The sequence below is a fragment of the Ferdinandcohnia jepli genome, from assembly GCF_047246645.1.
GTDB lineage: Bacteria > Bacillota > Bacilli > Bacillales > Bacillaceae_L > Ferdinandcohnia.
Window position 1 is genome coordinate 107,781 of the sequence record NZ_JBFOKR010000005.1, and the last position, 22,206, is coordinate 129,986.

The window sequence follows — 22,206 nt, forward strand, 5'->3', positions numbered from 1 at the left end:
TACTAATGTACTACGACGGTTTTCTTATCAAGTTTTTTCTCTTTGGTTCCTGACAGTGCGGTGCATTCTTTAAAAGCATAATGTCTGCACCCCAGGCATTTATGTTTATTTAATTGTGTAAGTGCAAAGTTGATGGCATCTCCAGTATGCTCAAAAAAGTGTTCTTCCCCGATTTGTTCGAATAATCCAGTTTTCATAAGTACACTTTTAGGCTGAGACTTGATACCTGAGATTAGAACAATACCATGTTTTGAAAAGTCCTTTATAATGCTTGCTAAGCGAGCTTCACCAGTTGTATCCATAAATGGAACTCTACTAAGACGTAATAAGAGCACCCTTGGTTTGTAATTAATTGTGCTCATAATCCGTTGTTCAAATGCTTGAGCGGCACCGAAAAACAGTGGTCCTTCAACATTATAAATACTAATTTGAGGACAATCATGCGATTCGGTTACAACATGGCTTTCAACTTTATCATGTTTGTTAGCCGGATTTGGAAGAGCTTTTTCAGTAACTATTATATCACTCATTCGTTTTGTAAATATAATAACCGCTAACACAAGTCCAACCTCTACAGCAATAGTAAGGTTTGTAAAAACGGTTAATAAAAAAGTGACAACTAATACAAGTGAATCCTCTGTCTTTGTTTTAAGTACATGATAAAAAACTCGTCGTTCACTCATATTCCAAGCTACAACCATCAAAATAGGAGCCATACTTGCTAATGGTATTTTTGAAGCATAAGGCGCAAAAAGAACTAGTACGAGAAGTACAACGAATCCATGAATGATACCAGATAAAGGTGACACTGCGCCTGTTTTAATATTTGTTGCTGTCCGTGCAATCGCTCCTGTAGCAGGAATACCACCAAATAAAGGAGTCACCATATTAGCAATTCCTTGGCCTACCAGCTCGCGATTGCTATTGTGCTTGCTATCAGTCATGCCGTCAGCAACTACTGCAGAAAGTAATGATTCGATTGCTCCGAGAATAGCAATTACAAAAGCCGGTCGAATTAATTCTACAATACGATCCCACGTGATATCTGGAAAATGAAAGCTTGGTAGATTACTAGGTATATCGCCAAATGTTGACCCTATAGTAGCTACTTGAGTTGGATAAAACATAGTCGCAATACCCGTTGAAACGACTAATGCGATTAATGAACCGGGTACTTTTGGAAAAAATTTTGGAGTAAGTAGTAGCATTACTAAACAAATAACAGCAGTCAACACACTGTACGAACTGAGTTCGTTGATATGAAGGAAGATTTCTTTCATATTGTCTAAAAATAATTCGTGTTTTTCTACATTTGATAAACCAAGGAAATTCGGAACCTGGCCGACGAAAATAATAACAGCAATTCCAGATGTAAAACCGATTGTTACAGGTCTCGGAATAAATTTGATAAGAGAGCCAAGTTTGAAAATCCCCATTAAAAACAAAATAATACCTGCCATAAAACCAGCGATTAACAGGTTCTCAAATCCGTAGGTAGCAACGATACCAAAAAGAATAGGAATGAAGGCGCCAGTAGGTCCGCCTATTTGATACCTAGATCCGCCAAGTAAAGAAATTAGGATCCCTGCGATAATTGTAGTGTAAATTCCGTATTCTGGTTTCACTCCGGATGCAATTGCAAATGCCATCCCCAGAGGTATCGCAATAATACCAACTACAATTCCTGATATAAGATCCTTTTGAAAGGATTGAAATGAATAATTTTTAAATCTTCCTGTAAAGAACCACTTATGTAGCATGTTCAACCTTCCTTTGATTGTTAGAATATCTGATTATTTGAATATACATATATAGAATCTACTCCTGTCAAAAGGTAAAGTCAAAGGTTTTTTAGAATGGACTTGCAAGTTTTTACGTTAGGACATGAATAAGGGAAAACCCTTCAATAAAAAGGGTTTTCCCTATTGTAATCAAAAAATCGTAATTAACTATTGCAAAATAAAATACACATATGTATAATAGGAAAAGTAGTCGAGGGAACAACATTCGACAAAATTCAACAAAGAAAAATATTTACAAATTTAAAAATTATTTGTTTTAATATTCACATATTTCGGATATAATTTGATATGTGCGGGTGTAGTTTAATGGTAAAACCTCAGCCACGAGCAAAGCATCTATGAATAACCTTCGAGTTGCCTCGACGGATTAGCTTCCTAGAATTAGCTTGCAGAGGAAGAGGCATGTAAGGCCATCAAATCGTATTGCTGAATGATGTAATGTTAATTTAATAATGTGCGGGTGTAGTTTAATGGTAAAACCTCAGCCTTCCAAGCTGATGTCGTGGGTTCGATTCCCATCACCCGCTCCATACATAACTAACGCAGTGTTTCGTTTCTTAGATAAACGAGGTATTGCGTTTTTTCATGTTCATGTTCAAATAGAAAAGAATTTACGACAATACAAATGATTCTACTGTACCGCCGTGAATCTGTGTAAACATTGTTCCGAGAGACTCAACTAATTTTTCCGAACTTTCGATTGATAGAGACGGTTTCAAATATACAATCTGTATCGCATTCTTGGTATCAGCTGTTACTGCTGTTCTCTCTGAATCAACATATGGGCTTCCAAATGCTCCTAGGTCATCACTGGATAGTAGCTTATTCTCCATTGAGATTTTTCTTCCATTAATTCCTACATACTCATCTTGAGCATGTCCTATTCGTATCTCGACCTTACCCTCAATCTTGTCAGTATCATAGATACCGATTGGTATTTCATATTGCATCGAGAAGAAATTATTTAGGTCCGCAGCTGAATGTATAAGGTTCAGGAAGTTTCGTTTTTTTATCCTACGGTAAATCGCCTCGACTGAAGGACGATAGCGATCGGGATCAGTTCCGATTTTTTTAAAAGTATCCCGCCATTCAGAGATTCCTTGAAAGTCTGAAAAGCTTTTATCTTCTAGGTCAAAAAAGAGTGACTCCTGGAAGGTTTGAAGCCTTCCGCGTAGCATTTGTGGTGAGTCTTCGACAACAATGTTATCATACTGAATGATACCAACTTTAAAATTGGGTACTTTTTCTAAAACAAAAGGAGAAAGAGTAATTTCCATCATTTAATCCCTCCAAAATTAATTGAGAATAGTGTACCATAAATGCTAGTGAAAGAATAAAGAACGGCCTTTAAAGAAAGGAGGTTTTAGCATGGACATGATGAAACTAAAGCAAGAGATTATAGAGTATAGTAAGAATATTGGAATTGATAAGATAGGTTTTACTAGTGCGTCACCATTTGATGAACTTAAATCTAGATTGATTCGCCAACAAGAACTCGGATATCAGTCAGGCTTTGAAGCAGGAGATATTGATAAAAGAACAAATCCTGAACTACTTTTACCTGGAGCAAAATCAATTATTGCAATTGCATTAGCCTATCCGTCAAAACTTAAGGATGCACCGAGAAGTACAAAGGAGGAACGTCGCGGATTATTTGCACGAGCTTCTTGGGGAGAGGATTATCACCATGTGCTCCGCGATCGTTTGCAAAAGCTTGAGGCATTTATTAAAGAAAAACTACCTGAGTCTAAATTGCAATCAATGGTTGATACAGGAGAATTATCGGACAGAGCGGTTGCTGAGCGGGCAGGTATTGGCTGGAGCGGGAAAAACTGCGCCATCATTACTCCTGAATTCGGATCTTATGTCTATCTTGGTGAAATGATTACCAACATTCCATTTGAACCAGATACACCCATTGAGGATCAATGTGGCTCATGCACTGCATGTCTTGATGCGTGTCCAACAGGTGCGTTGGTTCAAGGTGGCCAAATCAATGCGCAACGATGTGTCAGTTTCCTAACCCAAACGAAGGACTTCTTACCGGAAGAGTTTCGTACTAAAATTGGGAACCGATTGTATGGTTGTGATTCCTGCCAAACAGCATGTCCAAAGAATAAGGGTATCGATTTTCACTTCCATGAAGAGATGGAACCGGAGCCGGAAGTTGTAAAGCCATTGCTAAAACCGATACTTTCTATTAGTAATAAAGAGTTTAAAGAGACATTTGGAAAATTATCTGGCTCTTGGCGGGGCAAGAAACCAATTCAACGTAATGCAATTATTGCATTAGGACATTTTAAAGATCGCAGTGCTGTTCCTGATTTAGAAAAAGTTCTAAAAGATGACCCAAGACCGGTTCTTCGCGGCACAGCAGCGTGGGCGTTAGGCAGAATTGGAGACGAAGTAGCTGTTGAGATATTAGAAAAAGCGAAGCAAAAAGAGAAGGATGAACAGGTTCTACATGAGATTGAGAATGGTTTGGCAATGTTTCGTTAGTTTCATATGAAAATACTACACAAGGACCTAAGCATTAGGTCCTTTTTTTATTGTAAGCATTGTACTTTGCCTCTATGTTCTACATAATTCTTATGGCATTTTTTCGCTCAAAAAATAGAACAGTGAATAGTCTATAGTAAAAATGTGTTATGGAGGACCAACAATGTCTTATTCAAATAAAAATGAAGGTTTAAATCGACAGGTAAATAGTTCAGGATCAAGGGTGATTTTTAAGACTACTAGCTCATTTCAAGACATTTACGTTGTGGAAAAAAGCGAGTACGAAGGAGTACATGGTAATTTCCGGCTACTAAAATTTACTCCAGATGCTGTACAAGGTGTAAAGAAAATGGATGACCCAGATTTTCTAGTCTTACCATATTCTCGAACTATAGTAGAGCTTATTAATTATTATGGATCTTCTTGTAAAAAGGGGTTCATAATCGGTCATGGAATTGGCACAATAAGTTCCTATTATTATGAAAAATATTTGGTTACTGCAGAAATTGATCCTCTAGTTGTCGAAGTATCCAAAAAATATTTTGGTCATTCTGGAAACAATGTGGAAGTAGGCGATGGACTAGAAATCTTATCAACACTTCAGTTACAATCTCAGGATATTATTCTTTTGGATGCATACAGCAGTAATGGGGTTCCGCAACATTTAATAACGAAAGAGTTTTTTGCTTTGACAAACGAAAAACTTTCCCATAATGGTATATTACTCATTAATTATATTGGAACGATAAAAAATGATAAAAACTTATATAAGATATACTCTAGGATTAAAGCAATCTATCCTTATGCGAAATTGTTTGCATCTGATCCAAAAAAAGCTTCCAATCAAAATCTTTTCTTAGTTGCAAGTCGAACAGTTTTGGAAGAGTTTTCACCTAATGAGGCATCAGCTATTTATTTATAGAAAGTATATATGTATACAAACAAGTTGGAAGGTTATTTTTCAAATCTGGAGGTGAATTTATTCCGGCTATAACCTAAGAAGGATTCTCTCTCTACAATGTAGAACATTACCATTAGACCTCTACCAGTATTGATTTATTGCAAGTTAATTGAGTAGAGAACTTGGGGAGGACTCCATATGGAAATACAATTTAATAAAACGATCTCAAGAAAGTTCATTGCAGCTGCAATTTCGGTAGTTGTATATGCCATCATAATGGGTCTAGTTACTTTTTCGAGCGATTTAAATACTTTTGGAGAGTATGTTAACGATTATATTTCTACAGTTTCAACTTTTCTTCCATTAAGCTTTCCGTTCATCGTGCTGTACGGCACCTTAGCTTCTATAATAAGTGAATCGCTTGGACATCTGTTAGCAAAATACACTGCTAAAGAGATGAAGTATCCTTTATCATTCACTTTTCATGTACTTTTCGGGTCGATATTGTTTTTGTTTAGTCTAATAGCATCAATTGTGTTCTTTATTGTGGACTACATATTATATCGAAAAGGAGTTTATGGGTGGAAGACTGCTTTGAAAAGTTTTGTGTTTCCTATTTTGGCTTGGGTTCTTTTTAAGGGCTTAACGTATGTTATGGTTATTTAATGATAGAGTAACTAAAGAAAGTATGCTTGGAGGAAATTCACTTGAATAGAAAAATTGGTGTATTCTTGTTTACCTTTTTCGGCTTTTTAACATGGTTATTTCTAGCAATCTACTTCTCAACAGAGGGTGATTGGTGGACAGTAGTAACAGTGGAACAAACCAGTTATGATACGTTTGTTGGTAGTGTGTCTCTTATAAGAATTGTAGTTGGCTTCTTCGTGTTCTTAATAGGTGGAGTATTACTGTATGGCTTGGTTAGGAAAAGAAGACTTAGATAAAAAATAGGAGAAGCATGGTATCCAAATCCATGCTTCTTTTTTTCTAATGTTCAGCTACTACATATTCTCAAATTGAAGATATTCTAACATATTTCCAAAAGGATCTTTAAAACTAATAAATTTTCCTGGAGGACAGTTAGTTGGTTCTTCAACAATAAAAGTAACATTCTTTTCTTTTAAGTTTTTTGCTGTTTCATAGATATTTTCAGTTCGTAATGCTAATGCAATTCCTGAAGCGTTATTGTCCCGATTATATATCGCATTTTCGTTTTCTTCTAATACAATCGGTAAATCTCCATGGACAAGAGTTACGATTTTTGGACCGTACTGCTTGTTCACTTCAAAGCCTAAAGTGTTGGTATAAAAGTCAATTGCTTCAGTAAGATTCGGAACATAAATGCCAATTACACAAACTTGATTACTCAAAAGAATACACCTCGTTTATTGTTTTATAGTGTATATTCAACATGATGTAAAAATTATCCTTTTTTGTAGATTTTAATATTCATGGAGCAGCAACTTACTTTTGTTTTTTGTGGCCATAATAGGAAAACAAAAGTAAAAAGAAAATATTAAGTAAATGAATGAAGAACAAAGGAGTGTAGAATGTGAGTATTAATAAAATACAAAAAATCACAACAAATCTTTGGTTTAATAATGAAGCAGAAGAAGCAGCCAAATTTTATACATCTATCTTTCCAAATTCCAAGGTCAGTAGAGTTACCCGTTATGGAAAAGATAAGAATGAAGGCAATCCTCTATCGGAAGAAAAAGTGATGACCGTCGAATTTCAGTTGGAGGGTCAAGATTTTGTAGGATTAAATGGAGGCCCGAGATATAAATTTACCGAAGCAATTTCATTTATTGTAAATTGTGAGACTCAAGAGGAAATAGATTACTTTTGGGATAAACTCTCTGAGGGTGGAGACGAGAAAGCACAAGTCTGTGGATGGTTAAAAGATAAATTTGGTGTTTCATGGCAAGTGGTCCCAGCAACATTAAATGAAATGGTTAGTGATGAGGACCCTGTTAAAGCAGAAAGAGTAATGAAGGCACTGCTTCAAACCAAAACAAAAATTAACATGGAACAGTTAAAAAAGGCCTATGAGTCTAACTAACCAAGCACGAATGCTACTCCTTCCATTCGTGCTTGGTTTTTTATGTGTCCGCCCTAGAAAGACAAATGTATTTTTGTGGTGCCTGACACCCAAAAAAGACAGATGTATTTCTACGGTGCCTGGCACCGTTTTACACTATCCTAATACTCCAATTTCGTACTTAAAGTAGGTGGTGCGTCATATTGTGTAGTAACACAGAGAGAAGGTGGTGTGGGAACGATGAAGGATGCTTTAGCGAAGGTTATTAAGGCAAGGGCTAGTTTGCTTGTGGGTAATAGACGAGGTAGTTTGGTTGAATTACCTGAGGAGGATCTCAAGTTCATTCAGAGGAAAAAGGAGCTTCTTGAGAAGCGTTCCTCAGAAATTGTAAAATGTCATGCTGACGGGAAGATTCTTAAGAAGGATGAAGTGGATGGTAAGACTCACCTTCATTATCTTGTTCATTATCAATTTTTGGTGCGCCAAAATAAGAACCTTTATCTTGAAGAACAATGTGAGGAAAGAAAGGCTACCTTTACAATGAATAAATTAGTAAGTGATATTGAAATTCCCAAGGTAGTAAATGAAGACTATGAACCGATGGTGCGGGAAATAGAGGAAGAGGATTCGCCGAGAAGTTTTCGTTATAATCGGTTAGCCGCGGTCCAGTATGCAGAACGTTGGTGGAATGGTTATAATCCGAACTACAAGAAGTTCAATGATAATTGTACAAATTTTATATCCCAGTGCCTGCATGCTGGTGAAGCACCTATGTATGGTCACCCTGACCGTGGAAAGGGCTGGTGGATGCAGAATAATAGCTGGAGTTGGAGTTGGTCTGTTGCGAATGCGCTTCGATGGTACTTATCAGGTTCACAAAAAGGGCTTCGTGCAAGAGAGGTCACCTCTCCAAGACAGTTACTATTAGGTGATGTTATCTGCTATGATTTTGAAGGAGATGGTAAGTTCAATCACAACACAATTGTTGTAGCAAAGGACGCGAGAGGGTATCCACTTGTTAATGCACAATCACAAAATAGCAGGATGAGGTATTGGTCGTATGAAGATTCAACCGCATACACACCCAATATCAAGTACAAGTTTTTTCATATCACTAATAATTAACATTCGCTTTTTGGTATAATAACCAATGAGGTGACGAAAGTGGGAATACATGTCGTATTATACCAACCAGAAATACCAGCAAATACAGGAAATATAGCTCGTACTTGTGCTGCAACCGATACAACACTACATTTAATTCGACCGCTTGGCTTTTCAACAGATGATAAAATGCTGAAACGTGCAGGCTTAGATTATTGGGAACACGTAACCATTTTTTATTATGATTCATTAGATGAGTTATTTGAAAAATATAGGGATGGAGAATTCTATCTGATAACGAAATTCGGAGAAAAAACGTACTCATCCTTTGATTATAGTAATGTAGACAAAGATCACTTCTTTGTGTTTGGTAAAGAAACAACAGGTTTACCTAAAGACTTTATTAGAGAAAATATGGACCGTGCGTTACGCCTTCCAATGACAGGAAATGTTCGCTCATTGAATCTTTCCAATACTGCTGCAATTCTTATCTATGAAGCATTACGTCAGCAGAATTATCCAGGATTACTTAAAATAAATCCGCCGATTACGGAAGTTTAAGTGGAAGAGAATATATCACATTTGAATATAAAAATGACCTTCACCATTTTGGTAAAGGTCATTTTTATTATTTCTTTACACCTGGCTTGTCTTCGTAGCCACCAGTAAAGATAGCTGTAATAAAGGCAAGCATTACTCCAAAAATAAGGATTAATTTCATGTGCTTTTCCTCCTTTATGTAAGGAAGTTCAAATGCTTTGTTTGAACCCTAGTAGTTCTTCATACACACTATAACAGTATTATAACCCAATTTATTTTAAGTGTGAATCAAAACTATGGACAAATTTGAACTTTTTGTGAACCGATTCTAGACTCCCACATAATCTAAAGAGATATTCTTTAACATCTTCTACTTCTTATTCTTTCACATCCACCCAAGGATTTATCCTTTTTTCTTATTGTCCAAGTGCTATTATTTAGTTTTGGAAGTTTTTTCAAGGTAATTGGACATGTTGAAATTTGTAAGATAAAAGCATGTTAAAGGACATCCTCGCATACATTGTATTAAACGTGCATATGACATCATGATGGAGGAGGCCCCTAATGGATATCTTAAAAAAGATAGAAAAGTATCGTGAAGAGGAACAACGTTTGAAGTGGGAAGGTACCTTCGCTGAGTATTTGGAAATTTTAAAGGAAAAGCCTTGGGTTGCCCAATCTGCCCATTCAAGAGTATACAATATGATCAAAGACTCTGGAATTGAAGAAGTGAATGGGAAACGAAAGTATAAGTTTTTTGATCATCAGTTATTTGGTCTTGAAGAGGCGCTTGAACGCTTAGTTGAAGAATATTTCCACCCGGCTGCGAAACGCTTAGATGTTCGAAAGAGAATACTTTTACTGATGGGCCCTGTAAGTGGTGGGAAATCGACGCTTGTTTCATTATTAAAAAGAGGCTTAGAACAGTACTCTCATTCAGAACGGGGTGCGGTTTATGCGATAAAAGGCTGTCCAATGCACGAGGACCCTCTACACTTAATACCTCATCATTTACGAGAAGATTTCTATAATGAATATGGAATTCGGATTGAAGGTAATTTATCACCGTTAAATATGATGAGGCTACAAGAAGAATACAACGATCGAATTGAAGATGTAATTGTAGAACGAATCTTATTCTCTGAGGATAAACGTGTTGGAATTGGAACATTTAGTCCGTCTGATCCAAAGTCACAGGATATTGCAGATTTAACTGGGAGTATTGACTTTTCAACGATTGCAGAGTATGGTTCAGAATCCGATCCTCGTGCGTATCGGTTTGATGGGGAACTAAACAAGGCGAATCGTGGAATGATGGAGTTTCAGGAAATGTTAAAATGTGATGAAAAATTCCTATGGCATTTGCTTTCCTTGACACAGGAAGGTAATTTTAAAGCGGGACGTTTTGCATTAATTTCTGCTGATGAACTTATAGTTGCTCATACCAATGAAACAGAATACCGCTCTTTCATTTCCAATAAAAAGAACGAAGCACTTCACTCGCGTATTATTGTCATGCCAATTCCATATAATTTACGAGTATCTGAGGAAGAACGAATTTATGAAAAAATGATCAGTGAAAGTGATGTGCGAGATGTCCATATTGCGCCGCATACATTTAGAGTAGCAGCGATGTTTACCATTTTAACAAGATTGAAAGCACCAAAAAAAGGTGATATCGATATCGTGAAGAAAATGAGATTGTATGATGGAGAAAGTGTGGAAGGTTTTAACGCGGTTGACGTTGAAGAACTTAAAAAAGAATATCAGGATGAAGGAATGAGTGGAATAGATCCACGTTATGTGATTAATCGTATTTCATCAACCATTATCCGAAAAGAAAACCCATCGATTAATGCACTGGATGTCTTGCGTTCATTGAAAGACGGACTAGAGCACCATCCATCGATTAGTAATGAAGATCGCGAGCGATACCTAAATTTCATATCAATCGCACGTAGAGAATATGACGATATCGCGAAAAAAGAAGTTCAAAAGGCATTCGTGTATTCCTATGAAGAATCTGCTAAAACATTAATGGATAACTATTTAGATAATGTTGAAGCATACTGTAACAAAAATAAACTGCGAGATCCATTAACGGGTGAAGAAATGAATCCGGATGAAAAGCTAATGAGATCGATTGAAGAGCAAATTGGAATTTCTGAAAATGCAAAGAAAGCATTCCGTGAAGAAATCTTAATCAGAATTTCAGCCTACGCGCGTAAAGGTAAAAGATTTGATTATAACTCCCATGAACGTTTACGTGAAGCGATTCAAAAGAAACTTTTTGCAGATTTAAAAGATGTCGTCAAAATTACTACTTCAACCAAAACACCAGATGAGCAGCAGTTGAAAAAGGTTAATGAGGTTGTGGCACGTTTAATTGATGAGCATGGATACAATTCTACTTCCGCAAATGAGCTGCTTCGTTATGTTGGAAGCTTACTAAATCGTTAAATAATGAAAGGGGTTAGGCCATTTAGGTCTAATCCCTTTTTACCCCATTACCGTCAATCTCCAGAAATACTCCCATTTTTAATGTCCAATTTCACCTTTTAATAAATATGTAGGGAATAACAATTATGCTTGTCTACGTTGTAAGCAAACGTATTTAATACTTTTCTTATATACTAATTTTTTCATGCGTTAAAGAAACAGAACTTGTCTGTTTTAAAAGACTTATCGCCTAATTTACGAAATTTTTTGTCAATAATACGATATTCTTGCATAGTATAGAGTAATCTACTTTATATTCATTCTAGCTTTCGCAAAAGTTGGAGTGTGAGTAGCCGGTTAATTTTTGTTGCAGCTATGCAATTGCTTATCCCTTAAATGTATAAGTTTAAATCTTTTGTGAGCTGCTATTGTTGGAGTTTTTTCTTTTATTTATTACTTCCTAAAAACCGTCAAGATAGTTTATGTAAACGAATAAGAAAGTGTGAATGATGTAAGGAGAATTTTTAAATTAGGCTCTGTTAAACTGAATGTTGATTTTTTCACTAATAGGTTTCGCAACTTCTTTAATAAGGGTGTATATCAACATAAGGTCTTAACAATGTCAAAAAAATTAAGGAGGGGAAAAGTAATGTCGAAAAGTAACTTTGTCATTTCGCAAGAAGATTGGTCCCTCCATCGAAAAGGCCATGATGACCAAAAGAGGCACCAGGAAAAGGTCCAAGATGCGATTAAGAACAATTTACCGGATTTGATAACAGAGGAAAGCATCGTAATGTCAAACGGAAAAGAAGTTGTGAAAATTCCGATTCGGTCGTTAGATGAATATAAGATCCGCTATAATTATGATAAAAATAAACACGTGGGCCAGGGAGATGGAGAGAGCCAAGTTGGTGATGTAATCGCAAGAGATGGTTCAAGTGCTGGGCAAAAAGGTCCTGGAAAAGGTCAAGGTGCAGGAGATCAAGCTGGAGAAGATTATTACGAAGCAGAAGTATCGTTAATGGAACTGCAGGAAGCTTTATTTAAGGAATTAGAATTACCAAACTTAAAACGAAAAGAGCAGGATCAAAACGTTGTAGAAAACATTGAGTTCAATGATATCCGCAGAACAGGATTAATGGGCAATATCGATAAAAAACGAACAATGATGTCTGCCTACAAGCGTAATGCAATGGCGGGTAAACCTAGCTTCCATCCGATATTTAAAGAAGATCTTAAATTTAAGACATGGAATGAAGTTGTTAAGCCAGACTCAAAAGCTGTTGTGCTTGCAATGATGGACACAAGTGGAAGTATGGGAATATGGGAAAAGTATATGGCTCGAAGCTTCTTCTTCTGGATGACGCGATTCCTTCGTACCAAATATGAAACAGTCGAGATTGAATTTATTGCGCATCATACAGAAGCGAAGGTCGTGTCAGAAGAGGATTTCTTTTCAAAAGGAGAAAGTGGTGGAACAATTTGTTCTTCGGTTTATCGAAAAGCATTAGAAATTATTGATGATAAATACCCGACAAACCGCTTTAATATATATCCCTTCCATTTCTCAGACGGTGATAACTTAACATCAGATAATGCGAGATGCGTAAAGCTGGTCACTGAATTGATGAAGGTTTCCAATATGTTTGGATATGGAGAAGTTAATCAATACAACAGACACAGTACGCTAATGTCAGCTTATAAAAATATTGAAGATGAAAAGTTCAGATATTACATTCTAAAGCAAAAAGCGGATGTATTCCACGCGATGAAGAGTTTCTTTAAAAAAGAAGAAGAAAATAAGATGTATGCATAAAAAAATGCCAGCCAAGGAGGCTGGCTTTTCAATTCCTTTTAAGAGTTTCAAGTAAAACAGGTACCCCTTTTTCAGCACTTTCTAGAGCAGCGACTTTAACCAATAGCGTTTGATAGGCATCTTCATAATCAGAAAGAATGCCCGAAGTATCACCAGTTTTTAGAGCTTTTATAAATGCTTTATTTTCAATATTGTATGGATTGCTTTTATCTATTACATCATAGGTTGCTGAAGTAGTACGTACATGAAGTTTTTCTTGAGACCAACTTAGCAAACCTTGATCTGTATAAAAAGAAAGCCCCACTTTATTTATACCAGGAGGAAGAATACAAGTGTTTGAGAGGTTTGCTACAGCCCCACTGGTTAACCTCATATTAACTGTTCCCACATCTGAGACTGATACGTTGTCTGCTTTTCTATGCATAACCTGATTACTAACATAGCAAAATACTTCATCAATTTCTCCACCAAGATACCGCAAAAGGTCTACAAGATGAGTTGTTTGTTCAATAAATTGTCCGCCGGACTTATTCTGGTCTCTCCACCATGATACCATGGGCATGTCACCTGACCACTCACCAACTACCATTCCTTGCTGTTGCTCAAGTAATAGACTCTTCAACTTTTGAATGGATTCTTTATATCTAAAGTGATAGCCAACTGAAGTTAATAATGGCTTGTTTTTTAGTTCATTTAAAATCTTTGTGGGAGTGGCTATATCATTACTAAGTGGCTTCTCTATGAAAAACGGAATACCTCTTTTAATCAATTCCAATTCTATTTCCCCATGAGACATTGGAGGGACACTTATGTATACTGCGTCTAAAGTATTCATATCTAACATTTGGGTCAGGCTATCATAACCCTTAGCGGAGTCAAACTGACTAGCAAACTGATTGGCTTTTTCCTTGCTAGTACCTAATATTGCTTTTATTTTTACTCCAGGCATTTTGGCTAATATACTGCAATGCATGTTACTAAAATACCCTGTTCCGATCATACCGATTTGTAATGTAATGGGTATCAACTCCTATAGTTGTGTTTTTTCAATGGGAAGTACTGATATTGAACTTCTAAAAAGTATATGTAAATGGTAGATATTACTGATTAATCGTCTACTACCTAAAAGGAATTGAATGAAGTTTAATAATATCGTAATGGTCTATTCATAGTTTGTTCATATTTAAGGGGTAGTATTAAAGATGTGAAAAAGCTCTTTTTCATCCCCCCTTTACAATTCATGAATATCCGGCTTATTGCCGGGTATTTTTTTGAGCATTTTAGGAAGAATTGCTAACATGCGTAAGTTTTATTTATTATAATGCTTATTCTCGTATTAAAATGCACAAATTCAAAATATCATGCATAAAGGGCAATATTGAGGTTTTGTTTCCTTTAAATTCTATCCATAAATCAACAATGTCCGCATGAACCCCTACTCAATACCTAATATTTGAAAACAAGTGCTCAAATGAAATCCATCCTAAAATGCATAGAATTCTCCATTTCAACCAACATAAAAATAGTGAACTTAAAACTACAGTCATTTAGTAACGATTATTAAGATAAATAAAATAAAAGGGGAATGGTAGATGACACACAAAATGCACACGAAGCTGACTCCAAATCAAATCAATGAATTACATGGTTTTAATAATCTTACAAAATCATTAAGTTTTAATATGTATGATATTTGCTACACGAGGTCACAAGAAGAACGAGATGCTTATATTGAATATATTGATGATGTATATAATGCAGATCGATTAACAGAAATCTTAACAAATGTTGCTGATATTATTGGAGCTAATGTTTTAAATGTAGCAAAACAGGATTATATTCCTCAAGGAGCAAGTGTTACAATTTTAGTGTCAGAAGGGCCAGTTGACCAATCACCTGATGAAGCTTTTGAAGAATCACCAGGACCGATTCCAGGTTCGGTTGTTGGTCAGTTAGATAAAAGTCATATTACAGTTCACACGTATCCCGAGTCTCATCCTGATGAAGGTATTAGTACGTTTCGTGCAGATATCGATGTATCAACATGTGGAGAGATATCACCATTAAAGGCACTAAATTATATGATACAATCTTTTGAAACAGATGTTATGACGATTGATTACAGAGTTCGTGGCTTTACAAGAGATGTAACGGGACATAAATTATTTATTGATCACGAAATCAATTCCATTCAAAATTACATTCCAGAGGAAATCCAAGAGCTTTACCACATGATTGATGTGAACGTCTACCAAGAAAATATATTTCATACGAAGTGTAAGCTAAAAGAATTTGATTTAGAGCACTATTTATTCTTCGAAACCACTAAAGAAACACTCACTCCAGAAGAAGAATTAGTAATTGCAGAACGTTTAATTACGGAGATGGATGAGATCTTCTATGGGAAAAATATTATATAATGATTGACAATAGTAAAAACATGGTATAAAATTTTAAGTAATAAAATATTTCGAATAGTTCTCCTAAAGGGGAGTAGCTTTTACAGCAAAGTCGTCATTTCAGAGTGTGAAAACTCTCGGCTTTGTTGGCAACTATAACGTTGTTAGCAAGACCTTTACCAGAAAACGGTAGAGGTCTTTATTTATGACCTTTACCAAAACGGTAAAGGTCATTTATATTTTTTAGGAGAAGTAGTAAGAGAGGTGAGCAGGATGTTGAAAAAAAGAATAGGGACTACATCATTTGATGAGTTAATCAAAAAGAATAAAGAAGATCTTTTACGAGATAAAGTAGAGCTTGAGAAAATCGAAAAACGTATTGATGATAAACACTTAAACGACGCAAAGTAATTCGATATGAAGGGTTTACCCTTCATATTTGAGATAAATAGTTTACTAGATACTTAAAGATTAATTAGAAGGGAGATTTTTGATGGAACTATTTAGCGCTGAATTTTTCACTGCACTTATGGCTATTATTATGATTGATTTAGTACTAGCGGGAGATAATGCAATCCTTATCGGTCTAGCAGCGAGAAACTTACCTAAGCATCAACAGAAAAAAGTAATTATTTGGGGAACAGTGGGGGCTATTCTTATAAGAATAGTAGCAACCCTAGCAGTTGTCTGGTTATTAAAAATTCCAGGTTTAATGCTGGTTGGTGGACTTTTATTAGTTATTATTGCTTATAAACTTCTTACAGATGAAAAAGATCATGACGTAGAAGCGGCAAGTAATTTCTGGGCTGCTATACGAACAATTGTTATTGCAGATGCACTTATGGGTCTGGATAATGTTTTAGCGATTGCCGGTGCATCTCATGGAAGCATGTTATTAGTTGTACTTGGGTTATTAATATCTGTACCTGTGATTATGTTTGGTAGTACGCTAATCCTAAAATGGGTAGACAGATTTCCAATCATCATCACAATTGGAGCTGCTGTATTAGCATGGACAGCATCAAAAATGATTGTCGGAGAAAAGTTCCTAAAGGTATACTTTGAAAATGGATTTGTGAAATATGGCTTTGAATTAGTAGTAGTAGCAGCAGTGGTTGGCCTAGGCTACCTCAAGAAAAAGAAAAACGAAGAAGCAAAGGCAAATGCCCAACAAGCAGAACACGAAGTGCTACGAAAAGTTGAATAAACTCAAATGGTGGACTCTATATAGGGTCCACTTTTTCTTTAAAACTTGTTGCTCATTAATGTATTGAAAATGATATAAAAACTGAATATTATGTTGCCGGAAGGTGATTGGAGCGCATGGCAGGAGACTCCTACGGGAGGTTCATAGGAACGTTTACTATAGACCGCCACGTCCTGTGGCGAACGTAGACGTCAGCGCATCCTGTGCAAGTCAAGTGAGACCCCGCAGGAGCGAGCGACTTGTCTAGCTTCAGCGGCTAGAAACTCGAGAAATTTCAACCCCTCCGTCAGAGGCAAAAGACGCCTCTTTTGTTGGGGTCTCCAATTTCCTCGTTTCTGAGCAAGCCGCTTCAGCATTTCGTAGAGGAGGTTCACGGTCCGCCCGCGGAAAGCGAGTGCCAGGAGCGGAAATCACCACTAAAGTATGTATATTTCACTTTCAAAGATAGAAGGCAAAATAGCAATAATATATTAAAAAGATTTGACAGTTGGATGATAATGGAATATATTATAATTGAACAGTGGTCAAAAAGGAGTTTATAACATGTCACCGAGAAAACAAGTTCAAGAAGAACTATCAAGAGAAAAAATAATGGATGTTGCACATGATCTATTTGTTCAAAAAGGCTATCAGCATGTATCTATGCGTCAAATAGCAAAGGAATTAAATTATAGTCATGGTTCCATTTATTATCACTTTAAAAATAAAGCAGATTTGTTTTACGCAATGGTTGTTAAGGATTTTGAAATGTTGAATAATGTACTTCAGCAGATAATTGAGAAAGATCTACATTCAGACGAAAAAATCAAACAAATCTTATTAGGATATATAGAATTCGGTCTTACTCATAAAAGTCAGTATGAGTTAATGTTTTTAATCAACGATGAAGAAGTGAAAAGCTGTATTCAGCAGGAACCACTTGAAAGCTATAGCAGGTTTGCTCAAACGATTGCAATACTGAGTAACCAGAAAGCAAACGTGCAAGATATCTGGTCTATCTTTTTGTCTATACATGGCTTTGTTACACATTATTGTAGAAGCGACCAAACCTACGAAGACGTTAAGACAATGGCAAAAGCGCATATAGACTATATTTTAAAACCAATTTTTAACAAGTGAAAATGGGGGCATATAAAAATAAGACCCTCAAAAAAAATTTAACAATAATTGAACAGTGTTCAATAAAAGGAGAGGTAATTATGAAAAAAGCAATAGTACTTGGTGCATCAGGTGGGATGGGGTTTGCAATTGTTGAAGAGCTAGCGACTAGAGGTATTGAGGTAATTGCATTTGCAAGATCAAAGGAAAAAATGGAGAAGCTTTTTGGAGTAAACAAGAAAGTAAAAATACATCCGGGTGATGTTTTTAATAAGGATGACCTGGAACTTGCTACGAAAGATGTTGATGTTATTTATCATGCAGTAAACATCCCTTATAGTGAATGGGAGGAGAAACAACCAAGAATTATGAAAAATGTAGTTGAGGCAGCTGAAAAAGCAAACGCTAACTTAGCTATTGTAGATAATATCTATTCCTATGGAAGAGGTAATGGTAGCAAAGTAAACGAAGAGTTACCAAAAAATCCGCATACAAAGAAAGGGAAGATTCGTGTTGAATTAGGAAAAATAGCAACAAAGGCCAAGGTTCCCGTCTTAATTGCTCACTTTCCAGACTTTTATGGGCCGAATGCTGTAAATGCAATGCTTCATTATACATTTGAGAAAATGGTGCAAAACAAGAAGGCGATGTTTGTGGGTGATCAAACAAATGCACGTGAATATATTTATACACCAGATGGTGCAAAAGCAATTGTAGAACTCTCTTTACATGAAAATGCATACGGACAAATTTGGAATATCCCTGCGGCAGGAGTGATCACCGGAGAAGAGGTAGTTAAAATTGCAAGTGATCATCTTTCCTATCATAAAAAGGTTTCAACTGTGACCAAAAATATGATTCGTCTTCTAGGGATATTTGATAAACAAATGAGGGAAGTTGTAGAGATGTTGTACTTAACAGAAGAACCTGTTGTTTTAGAAGGCGCGAAATATACGCGTGAAATAGGGGATTTGCCAGCAACACCGTATGAAGTTGGCATTAAAAAAACACTAGAGTATATGCAAAAAACTAGCTAAAAAAACATTGAAAAAGACAGAACAACATGGTAACATGAATTAGTTCTGTCTTTTTTTTATCTATTTATTATTTTATAAGTTAGATTTCCCTATAATAATTTTAACTCAATATTAAACGAATGTCAACTACTTAATTTTTATCCTGCAAGTAGCCTTATGGGTAAAATAATGAGGCTGACATGGAAGGAATTAGTCAGGCTAATGTTTAACTTAGAATACGGGAGGAAAGAAAACTATTGATTAATGGCACGCTTTATCATTAATTTCTTACTAATTGTCATACCTTAAGAAGAGATAAGTAATCGGAAGACGGAACTGAGTTCACGAATAAGGAGATGGTTGTAAATGGAAAAAGGAAACGCAGACTTTATCCATGAACAGAATCGTGTAGATTATGTTTTGGAGGAAATAGATCAGAAGGTTAATGCACTTGAATCGAAGGTTGGCGGCATAAAAAGTGAGGTTGTTGGCCTTAGAAATTCGTTCTGGGAAGACGTAACTGTTAACCTGGATGAACCTGATGATGTAATTGAAACCTTTCAAAGCATTAAACAACAATCAGAATTGTTAGGTGAGCGTGAAAGAAGTCATTCACAAATTCAAAGACAAATTAAAACCTTAGGTAGACTTAAGTATTCTCCTTATTTTGGAAGATTTGATTTTGAAGAGGATTCTGTGCAAGGAGTAGAAAAAATTTATATTGGTATTGCTTCACTTCTTGATAAGAATGAGGAGGATTTTTTAATCTATGACTGGCGTGCTCCTATTTCAAGTCTATATTACGATTATTATCCTGGTCCGGCTAAATACGATACCCACTATGAGACAGTAGAGGGAGAAATGAAAGTAAAGCGTCAGTTTATTATAAAAAACGGTAAGATAAAAAGTATGTTTGATACAGGGGTAACAATTGGAGATGAAATGCTCCAGGCTGTACTCGGTGCAAATTCTAATACCCAAATGAAAAGCATTGTGGCTACCATTCAGCAAGAACAAAATAAAATCATTCGGAATGAAAGTAGTCGATATTTACTGGTTCAAGGTGTTGCTGGGTCTGGTAAGACATCTGCTGCTCTTCAGCGGGTTGCTTATTTGCTATACCGCTATCGTGAACAACTAAGCTCAAGCAACATCATGTTGTTCTCGCCCAATCCTCTATTTAATAGCTATGTTGCTACGGTTTTACCTGAGCTTGGTGAAGACAATATGGAACAATCAACATTCCAGGAATATGTGGAGTACCGCTTAGATAGATTTTTTACAATTGAGAATCCGTTTGAACAAATGGAATTTCTACTAACTGAAATGAACAATGAGTTATATGATGTTCGTTTAAATGCGATTTCGTTCAAAGCGAGTTTACAATTTAAAGATTTAATTGATAATTTTGTTAGAGTTCTTAGTCGTGAAGGGCTTCAATTTAAAGATATAACCTTTAGAGGAAAAATAATTGTTTCTAAGGAAGATATTCATAGTCATTTTGTAAGTCTAGAGCAATCCGTTTCAATTCCAAATCGATTAAGTTCATTAACTCAATGGCTTACAAAAGAAGTAATACGTATTGAAAGAAAAGAACGGAAAAAGGACTGGGTTATTGAAGAAGCCGAGCTGATGGATCAAGAGGAATACTTAATGATCTATAAAGAACTTCAACGTAAACGAAAATTTTCAGAGGAAACGTTTGATGACTATGATAGAGAAGAAAAATTAATTGCCAAAGAAATTGTTAGACGTTATTTTAAACCGATTAGACAGTTTATAAAAAATCTTGGTTTTATCAATATAACAGCGATTTATGAACAACTATTTACTTATTACAAGGAACAATCTGTAACGGAAAATTGGAAAGAGATCTGCGAGCTAACGATTAATAATCTCAAAAATAACAAATTAACTTATGAGGATTCAACCCCATTTTTATACTTGCAAGATTTAATTGAGGGAAAGAAATCAAATACGAATATTAGACATCTATTTATTGATGAGGCGCAAGATTATTCACCATTCCAATTAGCCTATTTACAACAACTTTTCCCTAGCAGTCGAATGACTATTTTAGGTGATTACAACCAAGCGATTTATGCACATTCAGTGAATGCACCAACACTTCTTTCTCCTGAGTTATACGAGGAAGGAAAGTACGAAGTCATCAATCTAACAAAAAGTTATCGTTCTACTCAAGAAATTGTTGAATTTACAAAGGTCTTGGTTCCAGGTGGAGAAGATATTGAACCTTTCAATCGTAGTGGAGATTTACCTACCTTGACCATTGTCGAAAGTGAAAACTCATTGCACGAAAAGGTCCTGGAAAAAATTAAAAACTTACAAAATGCGGGTCATCAAACAATTGCGATTATCTGTAAAACTGCAGCTGAAAGTGAAAAAGTATTTGAGGCATATAAGGACAAAATTAAGCTTCATTTAATGGATGAAGAAACGTACTCTTTTGAAAAGGGTATACTTGTTTTGCCAACTTATCTTGCTAAAGGAATTGAATTTGACGCAGTCATTATTTACAATGGCTCAAACGTTAGCTATGGCAGAGAATATGAACGAAAGCTTTTCTATACAGCTTGTACGAGAGCGATGCATGAACTTCATATCTTTTCTGTAGGTGAAAGAAGTACGTTTTTTAGTGATATACCAAGTGATAGGTATATTGAGATGTAAAGTGGAGTCAGCATTTTGCTGACTCTTTTTTGGCAGAAAGGAAGGTATAAAATTGTTTTCTATCTACATAAGTGCAACTATGGCTCTGCTGTCGCCTACAGTTTCTGCAATCGCCGAGTTTTCTAGTATACGTCGTTTTTGCTAAAAATCGTATTTTTTAATTAAGAACCGTATTTTGAATTTATAAATCGTATTTTCCTACTAAAAACCGTAAATCAAGATTAAAAATCGTATTCTGAAATTAAAAATCATAAATCATTTCCAGACTGTTAATTTCCTATCTAAATTCGGTCATTTCTCATAAATTGGTCTCTTTTAGGTGAAAAATGTTTTTTTGCTTTCACTGTATGCAGTCTTATGACCCTTAATGGATATAATTAACGTGAAAAAACACGGAAGAGATAGATAAAAATAAGAAGGAGGAATTATTCCATTAGGAGGTATTGAATATGACAGCAGAATGCTTCTATTGTCATCAACCATTTGAAGAACAACGATTTCATTACGTAGCATTTGTCAATGTTGAAGGTGAGCGCGAAGAAACATTGTGTAATGAATGCTATCAGGAATGGCTACAGGGAATTAAAGAATAATGAGATAACGGAATAAAGGATGGCCCTTTATTCCTTACATATTTTTGGGGCTCGGTTTGA

General features: G+C 35.7%; 20 protein-coding genes and 1 tRNA gene. 17 read left to right on the forward strand and 4 right to left on the reverse strand.

The window, feature by feature from the left end:
* Positions 1–2: 2 nt before the first annotated feature.
* Complete coding sequence (locus AB3M96_RS06705; protein WP_412966803.1) at positions 3–1,760, reverse strand: SulP family inorganic anion transporter; 1,758 nt, start codon at positions 1,758–1,760, stop codon at positions 3–5.
* A gap of 498 nt (positions 1,761–2,258) precedes the next feature.
* On the opposite strand from AB3M96_RS06705, the gene AB3M96_RS06710 reads away from it, so the two are divergent.
* Positions 2,259–2,332: transfer RNA gene (locus AB3M96_RS06710), tRNA-Gly, on the forward strand.
* Positions 2,333–2,413: 81 nt separating this feature from the next.
* Here AB3M96_RS06710 and AB3M96_RS06715 read toward each other — a convergent pair.
* On the reverse strand, positions 2,414–3,079 hold the full coding sequence (locus tag AB3M96_RS06715) for a B3/B4 domain-containing protein (protein WP_412966948.1): 666 nt from the start codon (positions 3,077–3,079) through the stop codon (positions 2,414–2,416).
* Between the two features lie 91 nt (positions 3,080–3,170).
* On the opposite strand from AB3M96_RS06715, the gene queG reads away from it, so the two are divergent.
* From queG to AB3M96_RS06735, 4 genes are all read left to right on the forward strand, one after another.
* Complete coding sequence (gene queG, locus AB3M96_RS06720) at positions 3,171–4,301, forward strand: tRNA epoxyqueuosine(34) reductase QueG (protein WP_412966804.1); 1,131 nt, start codon at positions 3,171–3,173, stop codon at positions 4,299–4,301.
* A gap of 163 nt (positions 4,302–4,464) precedes the next feature.
* Positions 4,465–5,223, forward strand: coding sequence for a spermidine synthase (locus AB3M96_RS06725; RefSeq protein WP_412966805.1), 759 nt, complete (start codon positions 4,465–4,467; stop codon positions 5,221–5,223).
* Positions 5,224–5,400: 177 nt separating this feature from the next.
* On the forward strand, positions 5,401–5,868 hold the full coding sequence (locus AB3M96_RS06730) for a hypothetical protein (protein ID WP_412966806.1): 468 nt from the start codon (positions 5,401–5,403) through the stop codon (positions 5,866–5,868).
* Between the two features lie 41 nt (positions 5,869–5,909).
* Positions 5,910–6,146, forward strand: coding sequence for a hypothetical protein (locus AB3M96_RS06735; protein ID WP_412966807.1), 237 nt, complete (start codon positions 5,910–5,912; stop codon positions 6,144–6,146).
* 57 nt (positions 6,147–6,203) lie between these two features.
* On the opposite strand, the gene AB3M96_RS06740 is transcribed toward AB3M96_RS06735, so the two are convergent.
* Positions 6,204–6,572 carry a VOC family protein gene (locus AB3M96_RS06740; RefSeq protein ID WP_412966808.1) on the reverse strand — a complete coding sequence of 123 codons (369 nt, stop codon included), beginning with the start codon at positions 6,570–6,572 and terminating at the stop codon, positions 6,204–6,206.
* 182 nt (positions 6,573–6,754) lie between these two features.
* Between AB3M96_RS06740 and AB3M96_RS06745 the strand changes: the two genes are divergently transcribed.
* The 5 genes from AB3M96_RS06745 to yhbH all read left to right on the forward strand — a co-directional run bounded on the left by AB3M96_RS06745 (position 6,755) and on the right by yhbH (position 13,142).
* Positions 6,755–7,264 carry a VOC family protein gene (locus AB3M96_RS06745; RefSeq protein ID WP_412966809.1) on the forward strand — a complete coding sequence of 170 codons (510 nt, stop codon included), beginning with the start codon at positions 6,755–6,757 and terminating at the stop codon, positions 7,262–7,264.
* A gap of 219 nt (positions 7,265–7,483) precedes the next feature.
* Entirely contained in the window at positions 7,484–8,368 is an 885-nt protein-coding gene (locus tag AB3M96_RS06750; protein ID WP_412966810.1) for an amidase domain-containing protein, read from the forward strand.
* Positions 8,369–8,407: 39 nt separating this feature from the next.
* Complete coding sequence (gene trmL, locus AB3M96_RS06755) at positions 8,408–8,908, forward strand: tRNA (uridine(34)/cytosine(34)/5-carboxymethylaminomethyluridine(34)-2'-O)-methyltransferase TrmL (protein ID WP_412966811.1); 501 nt, start codon at positions 8,408–8,410, stop codon at positions 8,906–8,908.
* A 543-nt stretch (positions 8,909–9,451) separates the two neighbouring features.
* Positions 9,452–11,347, forward strand: coding sequence for a PrkA family serine protein kinase (locus AB3M96_RS06760; RefSeq protein WP_412966812.1), 1,896 nt, complete (start codon positions 9,452–9,454; stop codon positions 11,345–11,347).
* A gap of 628 nt (positions 11,348–11,975) precedes the next feature.
* Entirely contained in the window at positions 11,976–13,142 is a 1,167-nt protein-coding gene (yhbH, locus tag AB3M96_RS06765; RefSeq protein WP_412966813.1) for a sporulation protein YhbH, read from the forward strand.
* 28 nt (positions 13,143–13,170) lie between these two features.
* Here the strand turns inward: yhbH and AB3M96_RS06770 are convergent, their stop codons facing one another.
* Positions 13,171–14,142 carry a Gfo/Idh/MocA family protein gene (locus AB3M96_RS06770; protein ID WP_412966814.1) on the reverse strand — a complete coding sequence of 324 codons (972 nt, stop codon included), beginning with the start codon at positions 14,140–14,142 and terminating at the stop codon, positions 13,171–13,173.
* 592 nt (positions 14,143–14,734) lie between these two features.
* Here AB3M96_RS06770 and speD point away from each other — a divergent pair.
* From speD to AB3M96_RS06805, 7 genes are all read left to right on the forward strand, one after another.
* Positions 14,735–15,562: an adenosylmethionine decarboxylase gene (gene speD / locus AB3M96_RS06775; protein WP_412966815.1), complete on the forward strand. Its 828-nt coding sequence runs from the start codon at positions 14,735–14,737 to the stop codon at positions 15,560–15,562.
* A 252-nt stretch (positions 15,563–15,814) separates the two neighbouring features.
* On the forward strand, positions 15,815–15,952 hold the full coding sequence (locus tag AB3M96_RS06780) for an FbpB family small basic protein (RefSeq protein ID WP_412966816.1): 138 nt from the start codon (positions 15,815–15,817) through the stop codon (positions 15,950–15,952).
* Positions 15,953–16,034: 82 nt separating this feature from the next.
* Complete coding sequence (locus tag AB3M96_RS06785; RefSeq protein ID WP_412966817.1) at positions 16,035–16,748, forward strand: TerC family protein; 714 nt, start codon at positions 16,035–16,037, stop codon at positions 16,746–16,748.
* Positions 16,749–17,291: 543 nt separating this feature from the next.
* Complete coding sequence (locus tag AB3M96_RS06790; RefSeq protein ID WP_412966818.1) at positions 17,292–17,867, forward strand: TetR/AcrR family transcriptional regulator; 576 nt, start codon at positions 17,292–17,294, stop codon at positions 17,865–17,867.
* Positions 17,868–17,947: 80 nt separating this feature from the next.
* Positions 17,948–18,883: an SDR family NAD(P)-dependent oxidoreductase gene (locus AB3M96_RS06795; protein ID WP_412966819.1), complete on the forward strand. Its 936-nt coding sequence runs from the start codon at positions 17,948–17,950 to the stop codon at positions 18,881–18,883.
* 345 nt (positions 18,884–19,228) lie between these two features.
* Positions 19,229–21,553 carry an RNA polymerase recycling motor HelD gene (gene helD, locus AB3M96_RS06800; protein WP_412966820.1) on the forward strand — a complete coding sequence of 775 codons (2,325 nt, stop codon included), beginning with the start codon at positions 19,229–19,231 and terminating at the stop codon, positions 21,551–21,553.
* Positions 21,554–22,002: 449 nt separating this feature from the next.
* Positions 22,003–22,146, forward strand: a complete 144-nt coding sequence (locus tag AB3M96_RS06805) for a hypothetical protein (protein WP_412966821.1) — start codon at positions 22,003–22,005, stop codon at positions 22,144–22,146.
* The last annotated feature ends 60 nt before the right edge of the window (positions 22,147–22,206 follow it).